Annotated in this window: 14 protein-coding genes; 11 read left to right on the top strand and 3 right to left on the bottom strand. The window is 67.6% G+C overall.

The features are described from left to right. Positions 1-48: 48 nt before the first annotated feature. From QNM97_RS11160 to hisG, 3 genes are all read left to right on the top strand, one after another. Positions 49-732, top strand: a complete 684-nt coding sequence (locus tag QNM97_RS11160) for an HAD family hydrolase (protein WP_208791218.1) — start codon at positions 49-51, stop codon at positions 730-732. A 6-nt stretch (positions 733-738) separates the two neighbouring features. After that, the gene (locus QNM97_RS11155; RefSeq protein ID WP_006370149.1) at positions 739-1,002 is read left to right on the top strand and encodes a phosphoribosyl-ATP diphosphatase; all 264 of its coding nucleotides are present in this window, start codon (positions 739-741) and stop codon (positions 1,000-1,002) included. Between the two features lie 69 nt (positions 1,003-1,071). Further along, positions 1,072-1,917, top strand: a complete 846-nt coding sequence (gene hisG / locus QNM97_RS11150) for an ATP phosphoribosyltransferase (protein WP_283822776.1) — start codon at positions 1,072-1,074, stop codon at positions 1,915-1,917. A gap of 48 nt (positions 1,918-1,965) precedes the next feature. Here hisG and QNM97_RS11145 read toward each other — a convergent pair whose 3' ends face one another. Then, a complete protein-coding gene (locus tag QNM97_RS11145) occupies positions 1,966-2,799 on the bottom strand; it encodes a thioesterase family protein (protein WP_283823171.1) in 834 nt (277 codons plus the stop codon). Positions 2,800-3,063: 264 nt separating this feature from the next. Between QNM97_RS11145 and QNM97_RS11140 the strand changes: the two genes are divergently transcribed. Beyond that, the gene (locus QNM97_RS11140; protein ID WP_283822775.1) at positions 3,064-4,689 is read left to right on the top strand and encodes an alpha/beta hydrolase family protein; all 1,626 of its coding nucleotides are present in this window, start codon (positions 3,064-3,066) and stop codon (positions 4,687-4,689) included. Positions 4,690-4,717: 28 nt separating this feature from the next. Here QNM97_RS11140 and QNM97_RS11135 read toward each other — a convergent pair whose 3' ends face one another. Beyond that, positions 4,718-5,632 carry a RecB family exonuclease gene (locus QNM97_RS11135; RefSeq protein ID WP_283822774.1) on the bottom strand — a complete coding sequence of 305 codons (915 nt, stop codon included), beginning with the start codon at positions 5,630-5,632 and terminating at the stop codon, positions 4,718-4,720. A 193-nt stretch (positions 5,633-5,825) separates the two neighbouring features. Between QNM97_RS11135 and QNM97_RS11130 the strand changes: the two genes are divergently transcribed. From QNM97_RS11130 to QNM97_RS11120, 3 genes are all read left to right on the top strand, one after another. After that, entirely contained in the window at positions 5,826-6,656 is an 831-nt protein-coding gene (locus QNM97_RS11130) for a tRNA (adenine-N1)-methyltransferase (RefSeq protein WP_283822773.1), read from the top strand. Between the two features lie 173 nt (positions 6,657-6,829). After that, complete coding sequence (arc, locus tag QNM97_RS11125) at positions 6,830-8,647, top strand: proteasome ATPase (RefSeq protein WP_283822772.1); 1,818 nt, start codon at positions 6,830-6,832, stop codon at positions 8,645-8,647. A 192-nt stretch (positions 8,648-8,839) separates the two neighbouring features. Beyond that, positions 8,840-11,389 carry an FHA domain-containing protein gene (locus QNM97_RS11120; RefSeq protein WP_283823170.1) on the top strand — a complete coding sequence of 850 codons (2,550 nt, stop codon included), beginning with the start codon at positions 8,840-8,842 and terminating at the stop codon, positions 11,387-11,389. Positions 11,390-11,422: 33 nt separating this feature from the next. On the opposite strand, the gene glgP is transcribed toward QNM97_RS11120, so the two are convergent. Continuing rightward, a complete protein-coding gene (glgP, locus tag QNM97_RS11115; RefSeq protein WP_283823169.1) occupies positions 11,423-13,978 on the bottom strand; it encodes an alpha-glucan family phosphorylase in 2,556 nt (851 codons plus the stop codon). Between the two features lie 158 nt (positions 13,979-14,136). Here glgP and dop point away from each other — a divergent pair, with 158 nt between their 5' ends. The 4 genes from dop (at position 14,137) to prcA (ending at position 17,764) form a co-directional block, all read left to right on the top strand. Further along, positions 14,137-15,636, top strand: coding sequence for a depupylase/deamidase Dop (gene dop, locus QNM97_RS11110; RefSeq protein WP_283822771.1), 1,500 nt, complete (start codon positions 14,137-14,139; stop codon positions 15,634-15,636). A gap of 258 nt (positions 15,637-15,894) precedes the next feature. Continuing rightward, a complete protein-coding gene (locus tag QNM97_RS11105) occupies positions 15,895-16,086 on the top strand; it encodes a ubiquitin-like protein Pup (protein ID WP_006370159.1) in 192 nt (63 codons plus the stop codon). Next, positions 16,083-16,952 (top strand): proteasome subunit beta, encoded by an 870-nt coding sequence (gene prcB, locus QNM97_RS11100; RefSeq protein ID WP_208791223.1) that lies wholly within the window; start codon positions 16,083-16,085, stop codon positions 16,950-16,952. The genes QNM97_RS11105 and prcB overlap by 4 nt, the downstream gene beginning before the upstream one ends. Further along, positions 16,949-17,764: a proteasome subunit alpha gene (gene prcA / locus QNM97_RS11095; protein ID WP_283822770.1), complete on the top strand. Its 816-nt coding sequence runs from the start codon at positions 16,949-16,951 to the stop codon at positions 17,762-17,764. The genes prcB and prcA overlap by 4 nt, the downstream gene beginning before the upstream one ends. Positions 17,765-17,766: the final 2 nt, after the last annotated feature.

Genomic DNA, 17,766 nt, shown 5'->3' with positions numbered 1-17,766 from the left:
GGATCACCGGATTGGGTGTGATCACCGCTCGTCGGCGATGATTCTCTCGTGCCGACAACCGCCGACCGTCGTACTCCCGACGCCGTCCTCTGGGACATGGACGGCACCCTGCTCGACTCGGAACGCCTGTGGGACATCGCCGTCGCCGAACTCTCACTCCGACACGGCTATCCGATGACCCCGGAACTGCGGGAGTCGACGCTGGGCAACTCCATGGACGACGCACTCGACAAGGTCTACGACGCCGCCGGACTCTCGGCGGCCGGGCGTGATCACGCCCGCGACGAACGCTGGCTGCTCGACCGGGTTGCCGAACTGTTCGCCGACGACCTGCCGTGGCGACCGGGCGCCCGCGAGACGCTCGAACTCGTCGCCGCGGCCGGTATCCCGATGGCACTGGTCACCAACACCGTCCGCGAACTGACCGAACTCGCCCTCGACACCCTCGACCGGCGGTTCTTCGCCGTCACGGTGTGCGGCGACGAGGTTGCCGCGGGCAAGCCGGCACCGGATCCGTATCTGCGGGCCGCGGACCTCCTCGGCGTCGATGCCCGCCGATGCCGAGCGGTCGAGGATTCGCCGACCGGGACCTCCTCGGCGACCGCAGCCGGGTGTACGACGCTCGTGGTGCCCTCGACGGCACCAGTCCCGCCGGGTCCGCTGCGGGAGTTCCGGACCTCGCTCGTCGGGGTCACCCTCACCGAACTCCGAACAGTCCACGTGCGAGGATAGGAACTCGTGAAAACCTTCGACGAGCTGTTCGCCGAGCTGACCGACAAGGCGCAGACCCGGCCGGCCGGCAGCGGAACCGTCGCCGCCCTCGACGCGGGCGTGCACACCCTCGGCAAGAAGATCATCGAGGAGGCCGGCGAGGTGTGGCTCGCCGCCGAGCACGAGTCCGATGAGTCGCTCGGTGAGGAGATCTCCCAGCTCATCTACTGGTTGCAGGTGATGATGATCAAGCGCGGTCTCTCGCCGGCCGACGTCTACCGCCATCTGTAGGTCGCGCCCGATCCGGCGCGGCCCATCGCCCGTCATCCCCTCAGCTCACCAGCTACCCCTGGAGTGATCATGCTGCGAGTCGCAGTACCCAACAAAGGCGCGTTGTCGGAGTCGGCGGCCGCCGTCCTGGCCGAGGCCGGCTACCGCAAGCGGACCGACAGCAAGGACCTGAACGTCCTCGACATCGCCAACGACGTCGAATTCTTCTTTCTGCGCCCCAAGGACATCGCCATCTATGTCGGTGCCGGGACCCTCGACTTGGGGATCACCGGCCGCGACCTCGCTCGCGACTCGGGCGCCGAGGTCGACGAGGAACTCGCCATGGGGTTCGGCAGCTCCACCTTTCGCTATGCGGCACCCGGCGATCAGGAGTGGACCGTCGCCGACCTCGCAGGCAAACGGATCGCGACGTCGTATCCGAATCTGGTCCGCGCCGACCTGGCCTCGCGCGGACTCGAGGCCGAGATCATCCGCCTCGACGGCGCGGTCGAGATCTCGATCCAGCTCGGCGTGGCCGATGCGATCGCCGACGTCGTCGGATCCGGACGGACGCTGCGTCAGCACGGACTGGCCGCATTCGGAGAGTCGCTGTGCGACTCCGAGGGCGTGCTGATCAGCCGCGCCGGTACCGACACCGACAAACGCGCACGGCAATTCGTCAAGCGTGTGCAGGGCGTGGTGTTCGGTCAGCAGTACGTGATGATCGACTACGACTGCCCCCGCGGCATCTTCGATCAGGCCATCGCGCTGACCCCGGGCCTCGAGTCGCCGACCGTCTCACCGATGGCCGACCCGGACTGGGTCGCGGTGCGCGCGATGGTCCCGCGCAAGAGCCACCAGAACCTGATGGACGAACTCTCCGAACTCGGTGTGCGGGCGATCCTGGCCTCCGACATCCGGTCCTGCCGGTTCTGAGCAGTCGACACTGTTCGGCCGGGCGCCGCAGCGGAGCCGGTGAGTCGCTCAGCGGCCGTCGAGCAGTACCGTCTGCGCGGACCGTCCGATGAATCCGTCCGCGTCGTAGAGGTCGGCGAAGGTCGCGCCGAATCCATCGGAGCCCGCGGCCAGCTCAGCGTCGATGCCGAGCCATTGCCCGGACGGCACCGCCGAGAAATGCACGGTGGTGTCGGTGTTCATCCACGTCCATTCGTCCGGACGCAATCGGGTGCCGAGGCCGTTGGCGACGTCGACGACGGTCATGATCGATTGCAGATCGGAGATCTTCTCCCCGGCGACGAGTTCGACCGCCGGCCGTAGCCAGACCGCCGGTGTGGCGCCGAGCCTGCCCGTGGTGACCGCCGACTCCGTCGAGCCGATGAATCCCTCGGTGCCCCAGTCGACCCCGAGTGAGCTGTCCGCGGTGACGCCGACCTTCACACCGATGTCCTCGGGCGTCGGCCGCAGCGGCGACTGGGGACGCACCGCGATCGTCGAGGTGTCGTGGGCGCGCAATCGCCACGCCACTGCCCGGGCCACCCGACGATAGGAACCGTCGGGTCGGGCGACCTCGAGGTCGGCGGCGACCATGCTGATGCGTCGGCCCGGCCGGATCACCTGCGCCCGAACCCGATTCCGCTCGAGCCCGACCGCACCCAGGATCTCGGTGGTCACCCGGGTGAAGTGCATCGACTCCTCCGGCGCCGCGTGCTCGAGCGCCCGCATCAACAGCCCGGTGGGAGGACCGCCGTGCTGGATATCCGACGACCACGGACTGATGGTCGCCGACGTCGGTCGAAAGTACTCGAACCCGTCCGCACCCGAACCCTCCGGAACGTAGTAACTGGTCTCCACAGCCAGAGCCTATGCGAGTCGGCATAGTCCGCTCCGGGGTGGGGTACGGGCCGCGAATCGGTGTCGGTTGAACGATCGCAACTGTTCGTCCGATCGGGTGAACATTCACGGACTCGCACCAGGATCGGCCGATCAAACGTCCAGGATGAACTTCGTTCACCACCATCGATCCGATCATGTTGATCATGAACAGCGGGCAACACGACTCATCGATGGGAGCCCTGGTGGATCCGCGACGTCCACGCGGTGATCGATCGAGGGGAAGACGTCTTGTACGGAGTACGAAAGGCGGTCGCGAGTACGGCCGCCGGATGCGCGCTGTGTCTCGGTGCGGTCGTCCCGATGACCCTGTCGGCGACGGTTGCCCACGCCGGCGTGGATTCGGTTGTCAGGGGCCTGGTCGACTCCGAGGTGGTGAGTTATGCCTTCGCCGACGACTGCCCGGTCCCGCCCGATGCCGATGACACGTCGATCAACCCGGACTGTCCGGACTGGCTGGGCACGCACGATCCGCATGCGGATCGCAGCACCATCATCGTGGTGACCCCGGGTACCGACGACGGCACGTTGTATCCGCGGATCAAGGGGATGCGCGCCGGACGGGAAACCGTCGTGGTCAACTACCCGCAGTCGCTGGCGCCCCTCACGTCAGGACAATCCGGCGCGATCCTGCCCATTTTCGCCCCGCCCTATGACCAGTCCCGTGACGTCGCCGTCGAGGGCAACGTCGCCGTGATGAAGGCCTTCCTGAATTCCGGACTCGGCACCCACGTCGTCTACACCGGCTACTCGCAGGGCGCCGAAGCGCTGGGCAACGCCGCCGAACAGGCCGTCGCGTCGGGCTCCATCGACACGGCCAACTCGCACATCATCCTCATCTCCGATCCGCGCTCCCCGTGGGGGTTGAAGGCCTGGGCCGCCGAGCAACCGCTGGTCGGGGCGTTCTTCGAGGCGTTCGGTGCGGAATCCAACGGTGCCCGCGATCCGGGTGCGACGGGCAACCAACAGGCGGTGACCTCGGTGATCGTGGTGGGTGATCCGGTCGCCAATTTCCAGTGGGTCTGGTATCGGCCGGTGAGTTCGCTTCTCGTCGACGCGGCAGGCTTCATCACCATCCACTCCGGCATGGGCGCCGACAACTACGGCGACCTGATCGACTACAGCCAGGAACCGACCACGCTGTACAGCCAGGACGGCAACACCACCTACCTCGTCTATCAGCCCGATCACCATCCGCTGACGATGCTGGCGATGCTGGTCAACGACGAACTCGGGATCGGCTACGACACCGCCGACCTCGCGCGCTGGGACAAGGTCAACAACGCCTTCTATCCGCTGCAGGGCCCCGCCGTCGACAACGCGGCCGTACCGGTCGTGACCGGCCCGGACCAACGCCCGACACCGTCGCCACAAGCCCGGATGGCAGCCACACCCGACACCGCCGGTACCGCGGCGCCGGGTGAAACCGTGGCGCCCCAACAGGATTCGGCATCCACGACACCGGCGATCCCGGGGCGGCATCGAGCACCCGAAGCGCCCGGCGACGACCAGACATCCGCCACCCAGACCGGGACCACCCAGACCGGGACCACCCAGACCGGGACCACCGAGACGGGGAGCACCGAGACGGGGACGGGGGCTCAGTCCCCGGCCGATCAGCCCGCACAGGGCGGGGGCCGGCACCGCCTGCAGGGCAGCGGTCGGCACGCCGACACCGGCACGGCGACCTCGGGTGCGACCGGCACGGCGACCTCGGGTGCGACCGGCACGGCGACCTCGGGTGCGACCGGCACGACGGCAACAGGCACTGCCGACGCAGGCGACGGCTCGGGTGATCAGGGCTCGAGCGACGAGGGCTCAACCGGCGGGACCTCGGGCGGCACCACCGCGGGGTGATCCTGCGCAGCACCCGGGCGGGCGCCGCTCAGACCGTGAAACCCGCCGGCGGACCGGGATATTCGGGAATCTGGCCACCGAACTCGGGGCACCGCTCGTGATGTTCGCAGTAGCGGCACAGACGTGATCGACGGGGCCGGAAGTCGCCGGAGGCGACGGCCGCCCGGATCGCCCGCCAGATCGCCGACAAGGTGCGACCGAAACGCTCGAGTTCGTCGCGATCGGGGGTGTAGGTGAGCACCTGCCCGTCGGAGAGATACATCAGTTGCAGACGGGCGGGGACCACACCCCGAATCCGCAGGATCGCCAGCGCGTAGAACTTCATCTGGAACAGTGCCTTGGCCTCGTAGGCCTCACCGGGCGCGCGGCCGGTCTTGTAGTCGACCACCCGGATCTCCCCGGTGGGTGCGATGTCGATGCGATCGATGAAACCGCGCATGAGCACGTCGTCGGCCTCGATCTCGACGTGTTCCTCCACGGCGGCCGCATCGAAGGCCGTCGGATTCTCCATCCGGTAGTAGTTCTCTATGAGTCCGTGCGCCTCGGCGAGGAAGGCCTCGTGATCACCCGGTCCGATCAGCTCGGCCAGCGACGGATCGGCCTCGCACAACGCCGCCCAGGCACCCTCCACCAGAAAGTCCGCGGACTCCTGTGTGCGCAGAGACGCCGGCATGTCGAAGAGGTTCTCGAGCGCGGCGTGGACGACCGTTCCGCGGGTCTGAGCCTTCGTGGGAGTCTCGGGGAACCTGTCGATCGCACGATAGCGATAGAGCAGCGGGCATTGTTTGAAGTCGGCGGCACGTGAGGGCGACAACGCCAACGGCCGACCGACGAGACCGCGCCCCGAACCCGGCGCGGACACCTCGTCCAGGGCCGGGGCGCTTGCGGCCGGAACGGGTGCAGCGGTGGCCTGGGTGGACCCGGGAGAAACTGTGGTCGTCACATTTGGCAGGGTAGGGCGCGGCTGTGACAAACCCGCGCACATCGGTGACAAACGCCGCAAACGTCGGTGACAAACGCCAGCGAACGTCGGTGGAGACACCGTCAGCATCGGAAACGTCCTGCCACAGTAGACAACACGTGTAACACCAGCCCCGAGAGGACCACCCCACCATGCTGCGCGAGAGCACCACCTGATGGCGTCGAGTGGCGTGTTCGTCGTCGGGGACCGGGTCCAGCTCACCGACGCCAAGGGGCGCAAGTTCACGGTGATCCTGGAAACCGGAAAACAGTTCCACACCCACCGCGGCGCGATCGCGCACGACGACCTGATCGGCGCACCCGAGGGCAGCATCGTCGCGGCGACCAGCGGAACCGAATACCTGGCGCTGCGTCCACTACTCGTCGACTACGTCCTGTCGATGCCCCGAGGTGCACAGGTCATCTACCCCAAGGATGCCGCACAGATCGTCACCGAAGGCGACATCTTCCCCGGCGCCCGCGTCCTGGAGGCCGGTGCCGGTTCCGGTGCGCTGACCTGCTCGTTGTTGCGCGCCGTCGGCGAGCGTGGCGAGGTGACCTCGTACGAGATCCGCGACGATCACGCCGAGCACGCCCAGCGCAATGTCGAGACATTCTTCGGCGGTCACCCGCCGAATTGGTCACTGGTGATCGATGATCTGGCGAATATCGCCGTCACCGAGCAATTCGATCGCGTCATCCTCGACATGCTCGCGCCGTGGGAGCCGCTCGACGTGGTGCGTTCGATCTTGAAACCAGGCGGGGTCTTGACGGTTTATGTGGCGACGGTCACGCAATTGTCGCGTGTCATCGAGGCGCTGCGCGATCAGGAGTGCTGGACCGAGCCACGGGCCTGGGAGTCGCTGGTACGTGATTGGAGCGCGGTGGGCCTCGCGGTCCGCCCCGAACACAAAATGCAAGGACACACCGCGTTTCTGATCACCGCGCGACGACTCGCCGAGGGCACCACCACGCTCCGGCCGCAACGGCGACCCACACGCGGCTGAATCCGCGCACGGCCGAGCCGGAAACATCGCTAATACGTTGCGAAGACGCACATTTAACACACCATCAACATCTCTCCTCGCGCAGTGCACGGCGATTCTTCTCTCCTGCCGGTAGCGTGGTGTTACGGCGCAAGTGCTCCATTGGGAGCGATTGCCGGGGAGAGGAGTCAGTAATGACCGAATCTGATCGCCACGAAGCCTCGGTGGAGAACACGGGCAGCAATGACCCGAGCGAGTCCGCGCATGCGCGCGACGTCGAGGCGGGGGAGACCTTCACCCCTGCCTACACCCCACCTCTGGCCGCGGCCCGCGCGGAACGGGAGCGCTCGGCATTCACCCGCGCCTCGGATCCGAGGGATCTCCAGGATCGCGTCGACAACCTCACCGCCCGCAACGCCAAGCTCCTCGAGACCCTGAAAGAGGCGCGTCAGCAACTCGTCGCCCTGCGCGAAGAGGTCGACCGGCTCGGTCAGCCCCCCAGTGGCTACGGCGTGCTGCTCGAGATCCATCCCGATCAGACCGTCGACGTGTTCACCTCGGGCCGAAAGATGCGCCTGACGTGCTCGCCGAACATCGACACCGAGGTGCTGCACAAGGGGCAGACACTGCGCCTCAACGAGGCGCTGACGATCGTCGAGGCCTGCGACTTCGATTCGGTCGGCGAGATCAGCACGCTGCGTGAGGTTCTCGGTGACGGCAAGCGCGCACTCGTCGTCGGGCACGCCGACGAGGAGCGTGTGGTGTGGCTGGCCGAACCGCTGCGCGGCGAAGTCGACGGCGAGGACGGCAAGCGTCGCAAGCTGCGCCCGGGCGACTCCCTGCTCATCGACACCAAGGCGGGCTTCGCCTTCGAGCGCGTTCCGAAGGCCGAGGTCGAGGATCTCGTGCTCGAGGAGGTGCCCGACGTCGGCTACGAGGACATCGGTGGCCTCGGCCGCCAGATCGAGCAGATCCGCGACGCCGTCGAGCTGCCGTTCCTGCACAAGGATCTCTTCCGCGACTACGCGCTGCGTCCGCCCAAGGGTGTGCTGCTCTACGGTCCTCCCGGCTGCGGTAAGACGCTGATCGCCAAGGCGGTGGCCAATTCGCTCGCCAAGAAGATCGCCCAGGTGCGTGGTGACGACGCCAAGGAGGCCAAGTCCTATTTCCTCAACATCAAGGGCCCCGAACTGCTCAACAAGTTCGTCGGCGAGACCGAGCGGCACATCCGCCTGATCTTCCAGCGGGCCCGGGAGAAGGCATCGGAGGGCACACCGGTCATCGTGTTCTTCGACGAGATGGATTCGATCTTCCGGACCCGTGGCTCGGGTGTCTCCTCGGACGTGGAGACCACCGTGGTCCCGCAGCTCCTCAGCGAGATCGACGGTGTCGAAGGCCTCGAGAACGTCATCGTCATCGGTGCCTCCAACCGTGAGGACATGATCGATCCCGCCATCCTGCGACCGGGTCGACTCGACGTGAAGATCAAGATCGAACGCCCCGATGCAGAGTCGGCGATCGACATCTTCTCCAAGTACCTCACCGAGTCACTGCCGGTGCACGCCGACGACCTCGGTGAGTTCGGGGGCGACCGGACCGCATGCCTCGACGCGATGATCGAGAAGGTCGTCGAGCGTATGTACGCAGAGAGCGACGAGAACCGCTTCCTGGAGGTGACCTACGCCAACGGCGACAAGGAGGTCATGTACTTCAAGGACTTCAACTCCGGCGCGATGATCCAGAACGTCGTCGACCGCGCGAAGAAGTACGCCATCAAGTCGCAATTGGACACCGGCGCACCGGGTCTGCGAGTGCAGCACCTGTTCGACTCGATCCTCGACGAGTTCGCCGAGAACGAGGATCTGCCCAACACCACCAACCCCGACGACTGGGCCCGCATCTCGGGCAAGAAGGGCGAGCGGATCGTCTACATCCGCACGCTGGTCACCGGCAAGAGTTCGGGTGCGAGCCGCGCCATCGACACCGAGACCAATACCGGCCAGTACCTGTAGGTCGACTCCGGCCCGAGTCCGGTGCGGCGCTGCCCACTCCCGATTCGGGAGTGGGCAGCTGCCGTTTCACCCCTGTCCGTGTCGTCGGTACCGTCCGTCGGCGTCCCGATTTGTCCGTCATGCACACGACGAGGCGGGGACGGGTGGCCTCGGACGCACTAGAGTCTGTCGGTGATGAACAGCAGCGTCTCGATGATCCCCGGCCGGCTGACGGTTGCCGGGATCACGCACCGACTCGGCGATTCGCCACGGGTTCGTATCGGCCGTACCCCCGACAACGACGTCGTCGTGAACCACCCGCTGGTATCTCGGCATCACCTGTCGATCGAGTGGCGGGGGACCGGCTGGTGGGCGGTCGACGCCGGTAGTACCAACGGCTTCTTCCACGGTCCGCAGCGGGTGTCCGAGCTACCGCTCACCGCGGGCGCAGGCTTCCGGCTCGGTGACGCGACCACCGGCCCGCTCGTCGAGGTGGCGCTCGATGCCCCACCGGCGGCGGGCACCGCCGGGCAGCAGTATGGCACCGCAGCGCGTCCGGGTTCGCCACCGCCACCGCCGCAACCCCCGCGACGCCCTCCGGCGGCGCCGCCGGGCCCGGTGGGGTCCGGTCCACGTCCGGCCGCTGCGGGCTCTTCCCGGATGCCGATGCGCGTACCGGCGCCAGGATCCTATGAACCCGGCGCGGTCGCACCGATGCCCGCCGAACTCGCCGATGCGCCGCACCTCCAGGCACTCAAGCAGAATGTCTCGGCGATCTATCAACTGCCCGGACGCGCCGAACGTCCGGGCCGCGAGACGATCTCGTTGGCGGGCTCGCAGTCGATCGGCCGCACCCCCGACAACGACATCGTCGTCAGCGACGTACTCGCCTCGCGTCACCACGCCCGGGTGTTGTCCCGACCCGACGGTCTCTACATCGAAGACCTCGGAAGCGTCAACGGCACCTATGTCAACGGTCAACGCGTGCAACGGGTTCGGCTGACCGACGGCAACGTCGTCACCATCGGCAACAGCGACTTCGTGGTGTCCGCCGGCAGCCTGATGCGCGGCCAGGCCCAGGATGTGGTCGCCGGTGGCCTCCAGGTCAACGGTGTGAGCCTCGTCGTCGACGGGGGTAAGAAACTCCTGCAGGACGTCGAGTTCTCGGCCCGACCCGGATCACTGACCGCGGTGATCGGGCCCTCGGGTGCGGGCAAGTCGACCGTCTCGCGCATCGTCGCCGGGCTGAATTCGCCGACCAGCGGGCGGGTCACCTTCGAGAACCGCAGCGTCCACGAGGAATACGACTCGCTGCGCACCCGCATCGGCATGGTGCCGCAGAAGGACGTCCTGCACCACAAGCTCACCCTGCGCCAGGCCCTGCGCTATGCCGCCGAGCTGCGTCTGCCACCGGATCTGTCGAAAGCCGACCGCGACAACGTGATCAACGGTGTGCTCGCCGAGTTGCAACTCACCGAGCATGTCGACACACGCGTCGAGAAGCTCTCCGGTGGCCAGCAGAAACGCGCATCGGTGGCGATGGAGTTGCTCACCGGGCCCTCGCTGCTCATCCTCGACGAGCCGACCTCCGGCCTCGATCCGGCCCTCGACCGCCAGGTGATGTCGACGCTGCGACGCCTCGCCGACGCCGGCCGCGTGGTCCTCGTGGTCACCCACTCGCTGACCTACCTGTCGATGTGCGATCAGGTGCTGCTGCTCGCGCCGGGCGGCAAGACCGCCTACTGCGGACCGCCCACACAGGTCGGGGCCGCGATGGGCACCTCGGACTGGGCGGAGATCTTCGCCTTCGTCGCCGATGCCCCCGACACCGCACACGTGCGGTATCTGCAGGGCAGGCGCGCGCCCACACCACCGCCCCCGCCGCGGCCGCCGGGCCCGCCGATACCGGTGCCGCAGACCAGCTTCACGCGACAGTCGAGCACGATCGGTCGCCGGCAGGTACGCCTGATCTTCGCCGACGTCGGCTATCTGGCGTTCCTCATCCTGCTCCCGGTGGTGCTGGGATTGCTGACGCTGGTCATCCCGGGCAGCGACGGATTCAACGCCAAGATGGCCGCCGACCCCAACCTGATCCCGCCGCGTCCGGCAGCGAAGGACCCGGTCGAGGCGGTGCAGATCCTCGTCGTGCTGGTGGTGGGGGCGGCGTTCATGGGTGCGGCATTGACGATGCGCGATCTGGTCGGTGAGCGCGACATCTTCGAACGTGAGCGGGCGGTCGGGCTGCGACCCGGCGCCTACCTGTGGGCAAAGGTGGTGGTGTTCTTCATCACCGCGATCCTGCAGAGCGCGGTGATGGTCGCGATCACCTTCGCCGGCCGGGGATTGCCACAGCTCGGTGGTCCGCTGGTGCCGCCACCGGTGGCGTTGTTCGTCGCGATCGCCGCGCTGGCATGCGTGTCCACCCTGGTCGGCCTGGCGATCTCGGCGGCGGTTCGCTCGCAGGAGCAGGCGATGCCCCCGCTGGTGATCATCATCATGGTGCAGTTGGTGTTCTGCGGTGGCCTGTTCGCACTGGACAAGCCTGGCCTGCAACAGCTCTCGTGGATCTTCCCGTCCTACTGGGGCTACGTGGCGTCGGCGGGCGCAGTCGATCTGCCCACCATCAATCCCGATGCGACCCAGAAGGTCTCCCTCTGGCAGACCTCACCCGCGCACGCCGGATTGGCATTCGGGGTGCTGCTGGTGATCGCGGTGATCCTCTACCTGTTCACCTACTCGCGTCTGCGGCTCAAGAAGCGCTGAGCCGCAGACGCGCGCGGCCTCCGAGCCCGTCGCTCAGCCGCCGGCCGGCGCCGGGTAGCGCACCAGTCCGAGTTCGGCGTCGTCGGCGAGCAGCCGCTGGCGCGGCAGCACGCGCGCGGTGTAGCCGAGTACACCGGAACGGTGCGGGGTGACCGTCGTGGTGAAGGCCACCCGCCCCGAGGCGTCGGGACCACCGGCGGGACTCATCGGCGACACGGTCGGTTCGACGATGTCGCCGGCGTCGTCGACCCGCCCGAGAACCGCTTCGACCGTCACCTCGTCGGCGGCCATCCCCCCGAGACCGACCTGGGCGGTCAGCTGCAGTTGCCGGGCACCCGGGTCGCCGGACTCGTCGAGCCCCGCGATCATCACCGACGGCCACGCCGCCTCGACCCGCCTGCGGTAGACGGCGAGGTCCCGGGCCGCCGCGTAGTCGTCGGCGACCGCGGCCGTGAACGACTGCGCCGCGGGCGCATACAGCTCGGTGGTGTAGTCGCGGACCATCCGGGAGGCGAGCACCTTCGGACCGAGGACCGACAGCGTGTGCCGGACCATCTCGACCCAGCGCTCAGGCAGGCCGCTGGTCTCACGCGCATAGAACAACGGGATGACCGAGTTCTCCAGCAGCGAGTACAGGGCCTCGGCCTCGAGGTCGTCGCGCCGGTTCTCATCGGTGACGCCCTCGGCCGACGGGATGGCCCAGCCGTTCTCGCCGTCGGCCATCTCGTCCCACCATCCGTCGAGGATGGACAGATTCAGGCCGCCGTTGAGCGCCGACTTCATTCCCGAGGTACCGCAGGCCTCCATCGGCCGCACCGGGTTGTTGAGCCAGACGTCGCAGCCGGCGTAGATGTGCCGTGCCATCGAGATGTCGTAGTCGGGCAGGAACACGATGCGATCGCGGATCGCCGGGTCCTCGGTGAAGCGGACCACCTGCTGGATGAGCGCCTTGCCGCCGTCGTCGGCCGGGTGCGCCTTGCCCGCGATGACCAGTTGCACCGGACGCTGCGGGTCGGTGAGGATGCGCTTGAGACGTTCGGGGTCGCGCAACATGAGCGTCAGCCGCTTGTACGTCGCGGCGCGCCGCGCGAAGCCGATGGTCAGCACCTCGGGGTCGAAGAGATCTGCGGTCCAGGACAATTCGACCTCGCTGAAACCGCGATCACGGCCGCTGGCATGTGCGCGTCGGCGCACCTCGTCGACCAGTCCGCCGCGAAGCGTCTGCCGGGTTTTCCACAGATCGGCCGACGACAAGTCGGCGTACCGGGATGCCGCCGAGTCCTCGTCGACGCCGACGAGTTCGCGCCAGGGGCGCGCGACCCAGGTGAACCCGTGTACGCCATTGGTGATCGCCCCGATCGGCACCTCGTCGGCGTCGAAGCCCGGCCAGAGCCCGGCGAACATCTCCCGGCTGACCTCGCCGTGCAGCTGCGACACTCCGTTCGACCGCTGGCCGAGCCGAAAACCCATGTGCGCCATGTTGAATATTCCGGGATCGCCCTCGTTGCCGAGTTCGAGGACCGTCGCCGCGGACAGCCCGGGCAGCAACCGGGACCCGCCACCGGGGTCGGCGTCGAGATAGAACGAGACCAGATCCTTGCCGAAGCGGTCGATGCCCGCGGGGACCGGGGTGTGGGTGGTGAAGATGTTGGACGCGCGTACCACCGACTCCGCGGAGCCAACATCGAGCCCCGACTCGACGAGTTCGCGGACGCGTTCGGCGCCGAGGAAGCCCGCATGTCCCTCGTTCATGTGGAACACCGTGGGCTCGGGGCGGCCGGTGGCCGCGATGAAGGCACGCAGTGCGCGCACCCCGCCGATACCGAGGAGGATCTCCTGCTTGATCCGATGGTCCTGGTCGCCGCCGTAGAGCCGGTCGGTCACCGATCGCAGCTCGTCGTCGTTGGCCGGGATGTCGGTGTCGAGCAGCAGCAACGGGATCCGGCCCACGGTGGCGACCCAGACCTGGGCGTGCAGGGTGCGTCCGCCGGGCATCGACACGGTGATGTCGACCGCATGCTCGCCGTCGGTCAGCAGGTCCAGCGGCAGCAGCCCCGGATCGTTGACGGGGTATCGCTCGATCTGCCAGCCGTCGTGCGAGAGGCTCTGCCGAAAGTAGCCCGAGCGGTAGAACAGGCCGACCCCGATGAGCGGCAGGCCCAGATCCGAGGCCGCCTTGAGATGGTCGCCGGCCAGGATGCCCAGGCCGCCGGAGTAGATCGGTAGCACCTCGGAGATCCCGAATTCCATCGAGAAGTAGGCGATACCCGGGGGCATCGGCACACCGTCGCGTTCCTGCCGACCGAACCACTGTGGCTCGGCCCGATAGGTGTCGAGCTCCGCGCGCAGCGCTTCGAGCCGGCCGCGGAAGCCGTCGTCGTCGGCGAGTTCGGCCAGTCGCGCCGGATCGACCTCGGCGAGCAGGCGTAGCGGATCGGCGAAGGAGTGCCACAGATCAGGGTCGATCGTGGCGAACAGATCCTGGGTGTCGCTGTGCCACACCCAGCGCAGATTGCGGGCCAGGACGTCGAGGTCGGCGAGGGGGGCCGGGAGCGGCACGCGGACGGTGAACCGGCGGAAGGCTTTCACGGCGTAGACGCTACCGACGACGGCGACCGTGCGCACCGCAAGCGGGGTGGTGTTCATCGACGCGTACCCATCCCGACCACGGCGCCCGGGCCTCTCACCCGTCGGCGCCCCGGTGGGTGGGATCGGTGGTGTCGGCGAGCGACCTCTAGGCTCGGTGTATGCAGCGAATCATCGGTACCGAGGTCGAGTACGGCATCTCGGCTCCGGGGGACCCGACCGCGAATCCGATCATGACCTCCACCCAGGCGGTGTTGGCCTATGCGGCGGCGGCCGGCGTGCCTCGCGCCAAGCGCACGCGGTGGGATTACGAGGTGGAGTCGCCGCTGCGCGACGCGCGCGGGTTCGATCTCGGCCGCGGCTCGGGTCCGGCACCGATCATCGACGCCGACGAGATCGGCGCCGCGAACATGATCCTCACCAACGGCGCGCGGCTCTACGTCGATCACGCCCATCCCGAGTACTCCGCGCCCGAGGTCACCGACCCGATGGATGCGGTGATCTGGGACAAGGCGGGGGAGCGGGTCATGGAGGCCGCCGCACGCCATGTCGCGAGTGTGCCGGGCGCCCCGCGTCTGCAGCTCTACAAGAACAACATCGACGGCAAGGGTGCCTCGTACGGCACCCACGAGAACTATCTGATGAACCGGGAGACCCCGTTCACCGCGGTCATCGGCGGTCTCACGACGTTCTTCGCCTCGCGTCAGGTGATTACCGGCTCCGGCCGCGTCGGCATCGGGCAGTCCGGCGACGAGGCGGGATACCAACTCTCCCAGCGCTCCGACTACGTCGAGGTTGAGGTGGGGCTGGAGACCACCCTCAAGCGCGGGATCATCAACACCCGCGACGAGCCGCACGCCGACCCGGAACGCTATCGGCGTCTGCACGTGATCATCGGCGACGCGAACCTCGCCGAGACCGCCACCTACCTCAAGGTCGGCACCACCTCGCTGGTGCTCGATCTCATCGAGGCCGGAGTCGATTTCTCCGACCTCGAACTCGCACGCCCCGTGCAGGCGGTGCACACGATCAGTCACGATCCGAGCCTGGCCGCGACCGTCGCGCTGACCGACGGGCGCGAACTCACCGGCCTGGCGCTGCAGCGTGAGTATCTCGACCGCTGCGTCCGGTTCCACGAGCGGGAGCACTCCGACGACGAGCGGGCCATGCACGTCCTGGCCACGTGGGCCGACGTCCTCGACCGTCTCGAACGGGATCCGCTCGAGTGTGCCGACATCCTCGACTGGCCGGCGAAGCTGCGGATTCTGGAGGGCTTCCGGCAGCGCGAGGGCCTCGGGTGGTCGGCGCCCCGCCTGCAGTTGATCGATCTGCAGTACTCCGATGTGCGCCTGGAGAAGGGTCTCTACAACCGGCTCGTGGCGCGCGGATCGATGAAACGTCTGGTCGACGAGGCGCAGGTGACGCGGGCGATCACCGAACCACCGACCAACACCCGCGCCTACTTCCGTGGTGAGTGCCTGCGACGCTTCGGCGCCGACGTGGCCGCGGCGAGCTGGGATTCGGTGATCTTCGATCTCGGCGGCGACTCGCTGGTGCGCATACCGACGCTGGAGCCGTTGCGCGGCAGCCGAGCCCACGTCGGCAAGCTGCTCGACTCCGTGGACTCCGCAGCCGACCTCGTCGAGCAGCTGACGACCTGATCGACCTCGCAGACGTCGTCGTGTTACGACCGCCCAGAACGGGTCTGCGCCGGTAGTGTGGTCATACACCAGCGAGCGGGTACGACGACAACCCGTATACGACTCGGGTGATGGTGGCACGGCGTGTTCGCGCCGCACCGCGATGCAGGAGGAGGAGACCAGTGAGCGCAGCGAGCGACGTCTCCGACGACGAAGAGTGGTGCTCTCGGGCGTGAACACACGCGAAGCCGGAGGCTTCGCCAACACTAAGGAGTGCAGATGGCGCAGGAACAGACCAAGCGCGGCGGCGGCGGAGACGACGACGACCTCGGCTCGGACGGTGGTGCGGGTCAGGAACGACGCGAGAAGCTGACCGAGGACACCGACGATCTGCTCGACGAGATCGACGACGTGCTCGAGGAGAACGCCGAGGACTTCGTGCGTGCCTATGTGCAGAAGGGCGGCCAGTGAGCGACGGGTTCGATTCACTGTTCCCCAATCCCGTTCGGCGACCGGCACTTTCCCTTGGCGCGGACATCTCCTCGTTCAGTGATTACCTCCGGGTGCACGCTCCGGAGCAGTTACCGGGTGCTCGTGCACAGCACATGAGCGCCGCGACCGACACCTCCGAGATCCCGCACGGCACCACCATCGTGGCGGTGAGCTATCCCGGCGGGGTGGTGCTCGCCGGTGACCGGCGCGCGACGATGGGCAACCTCATCGCCACTCGGGATGTGCAGAAGGTCTACATCACCGACGAGTACTCAGCGGCCGGTATCGCCGGCACCGCGGGTATCGCGATCGAGATGGTCCGCTTGTTCACCGTCGAGCTCGAGCATTACGAGAAGATCGAGGGTGTGCCGCTCACGCTGGACGGCAAGGTGAGCCGGCTGGCCTCGATGGTGCGCGGCAATCTCGGTGCGGCGCTTCAGGGTCTGGCGGCGATCCCGCTGCTGGTCGGTTACGACATCGATCACGACGACCCCACCGAGCGCGGTCGGATCTTCTCCTTCGACGTCGCCGGTGACCGTCACGAGGAGTTCGGCGGGTACACCGCGATCGGTTCCGGTTCGGTGTTCGCCAAGTCATCGATGAAGAAGCTCTACCGTCGCGATCTCGACGCCGACGGCGCGCTGGCGGTGGCCGTGGAGGCCCTCTACGACGCTGCCGATGACGACACCGCCACCGGTGGTCCCGACCTGGTCCGCAAGATCTTCCCGTTGGCGGTCGTGGTGGGTGCGCAGGGTGCCCACGAGGTCGACTCGGAGGCGATCGAGGCGGCCGCACGCGCGATCATCGATCGCCGCGCCGCCGAGCACGAAGGAGATCCGCGGTGACGTTTCCGTATTACGCCAGTGCCGAGCAGATCATGCGCGACCGCTCGGAGTTGGCGCGCAAGGGTATTGCCCGCGGTCGCAGCGTGGTCATCCTGACCTACGCCGACGGTGTGCTGTTCGTCGCGGAGAACCCGTCGAACACGCTGCGCAAGACCAGTGAGATCTACGATCGCATCGGGTTTGCCGCGGTGGGCAAGTACAACGAGTTCGAGAGTCTACGCAAGGCCGGAATCCAGCTCGCGGACATGCGCGGGTACAGCTATGACCGCAACGACGTGTCGGCGCTGAGTCTGGCCAATACCTATGCCAACGCACTCGGATCGGTGTTCACCGAGCAGGCCAAGCCCTACGAGGTCGAGCTGTGCGTCGCCGAGGTGGCCCGTCCGGGCAAGCCGAAGCCCTCCCAGCTCTACCGCATCGGTTACGACGGCTCGATCTCCGACGAGACGCGGTTTCTGGTGATGGGTGGTGCCACCGAATCCATCGCGGCCGCCCTCAAGGACAGCTACACCCCGGATCTCGATCTCGCGCATGCGCTCTCGGTGGCGGTCGCCGCACTGGCCACTCCCACCGACACCGGCAACGGTGCCGCGGCCACGCCACGGGAACTCACCCCGGGTGATCTCGAGGTCGCGGTCCTCGACCGCAATCGGCCCCGTCGGGCGTTCAAGCGGCTGACCGCCGCGCGCGTGGCGGAGTTGCTCTCGAGCGTCGACCAGGGCGGTGACGCCGAGGGCACCGTCGCCGGTGCCGACGCCCCGGACGAGCCGGGTGAGTCCACCGCGGGTTCCGCCGATCCCGCGGCACAGTGAGC

It is taken from the genome of Gordonia sp. L191 (genome assembly GCF_030077625.1).
In the GTDB taxonomy this organism is placed as follows: Bacteria; Actinomycetota; Actinomycetes; order Mycobacteriales; family Mycobacteriaceae; genus Gordonia; species Gordonia polyisoprenivorans_A.
The sequence above is the reverse complement of the archived record's forward strand: the minus strand, read 5'-3'. Positions and strand labels throughout refer to the sequence as shown.

Excerpts from the sequence above, each read along its gene's own strand:
- hisG (WP_283822776.1), top strand. The coding sequence starts at position 1,072 with ATGCTGCGAGTCGCAGTACCCAACAAAGGCGCGTTGTCGGAGTCGGCG.
- QNM97_RS11130 (WP_283822773.1), top strand. The coding sequence starts at position 5,826 with ATGGCGTCGAGTGGCGTGTTCGTCGTCGGGGACCGGGTCCAGCTCACC.
- arc (WP_283822772.1), top strand. The coding sequence starts at position 6,830 with ATGACCGAATCTGATCGCCACGAAGCCTCGGTGGAGAACACGGGCAGC.
- QNM97_RS11120 (WP_283823170.1), top strand. The coding sequence starts at position 8,840 with ATGATCCCCGGCCGGCTGACGGTTGCCGGGATCACGCACCGACTCGGC.
- dop (WP_283822771.1), top strand. The coding sequence starts at position 14,137 with ATGCAGCGAATCATCGGTACCGAGGTCGAGTACGGCATCTCGGCTCCG.
- QNM97_RS11105 (WP_006370159.1), top strand. The coding sequence starts at position 15,895 with ATGGCGCAGGAACAGACCAAGCGCGGCGGCGGCGGAGACGACGACGAC.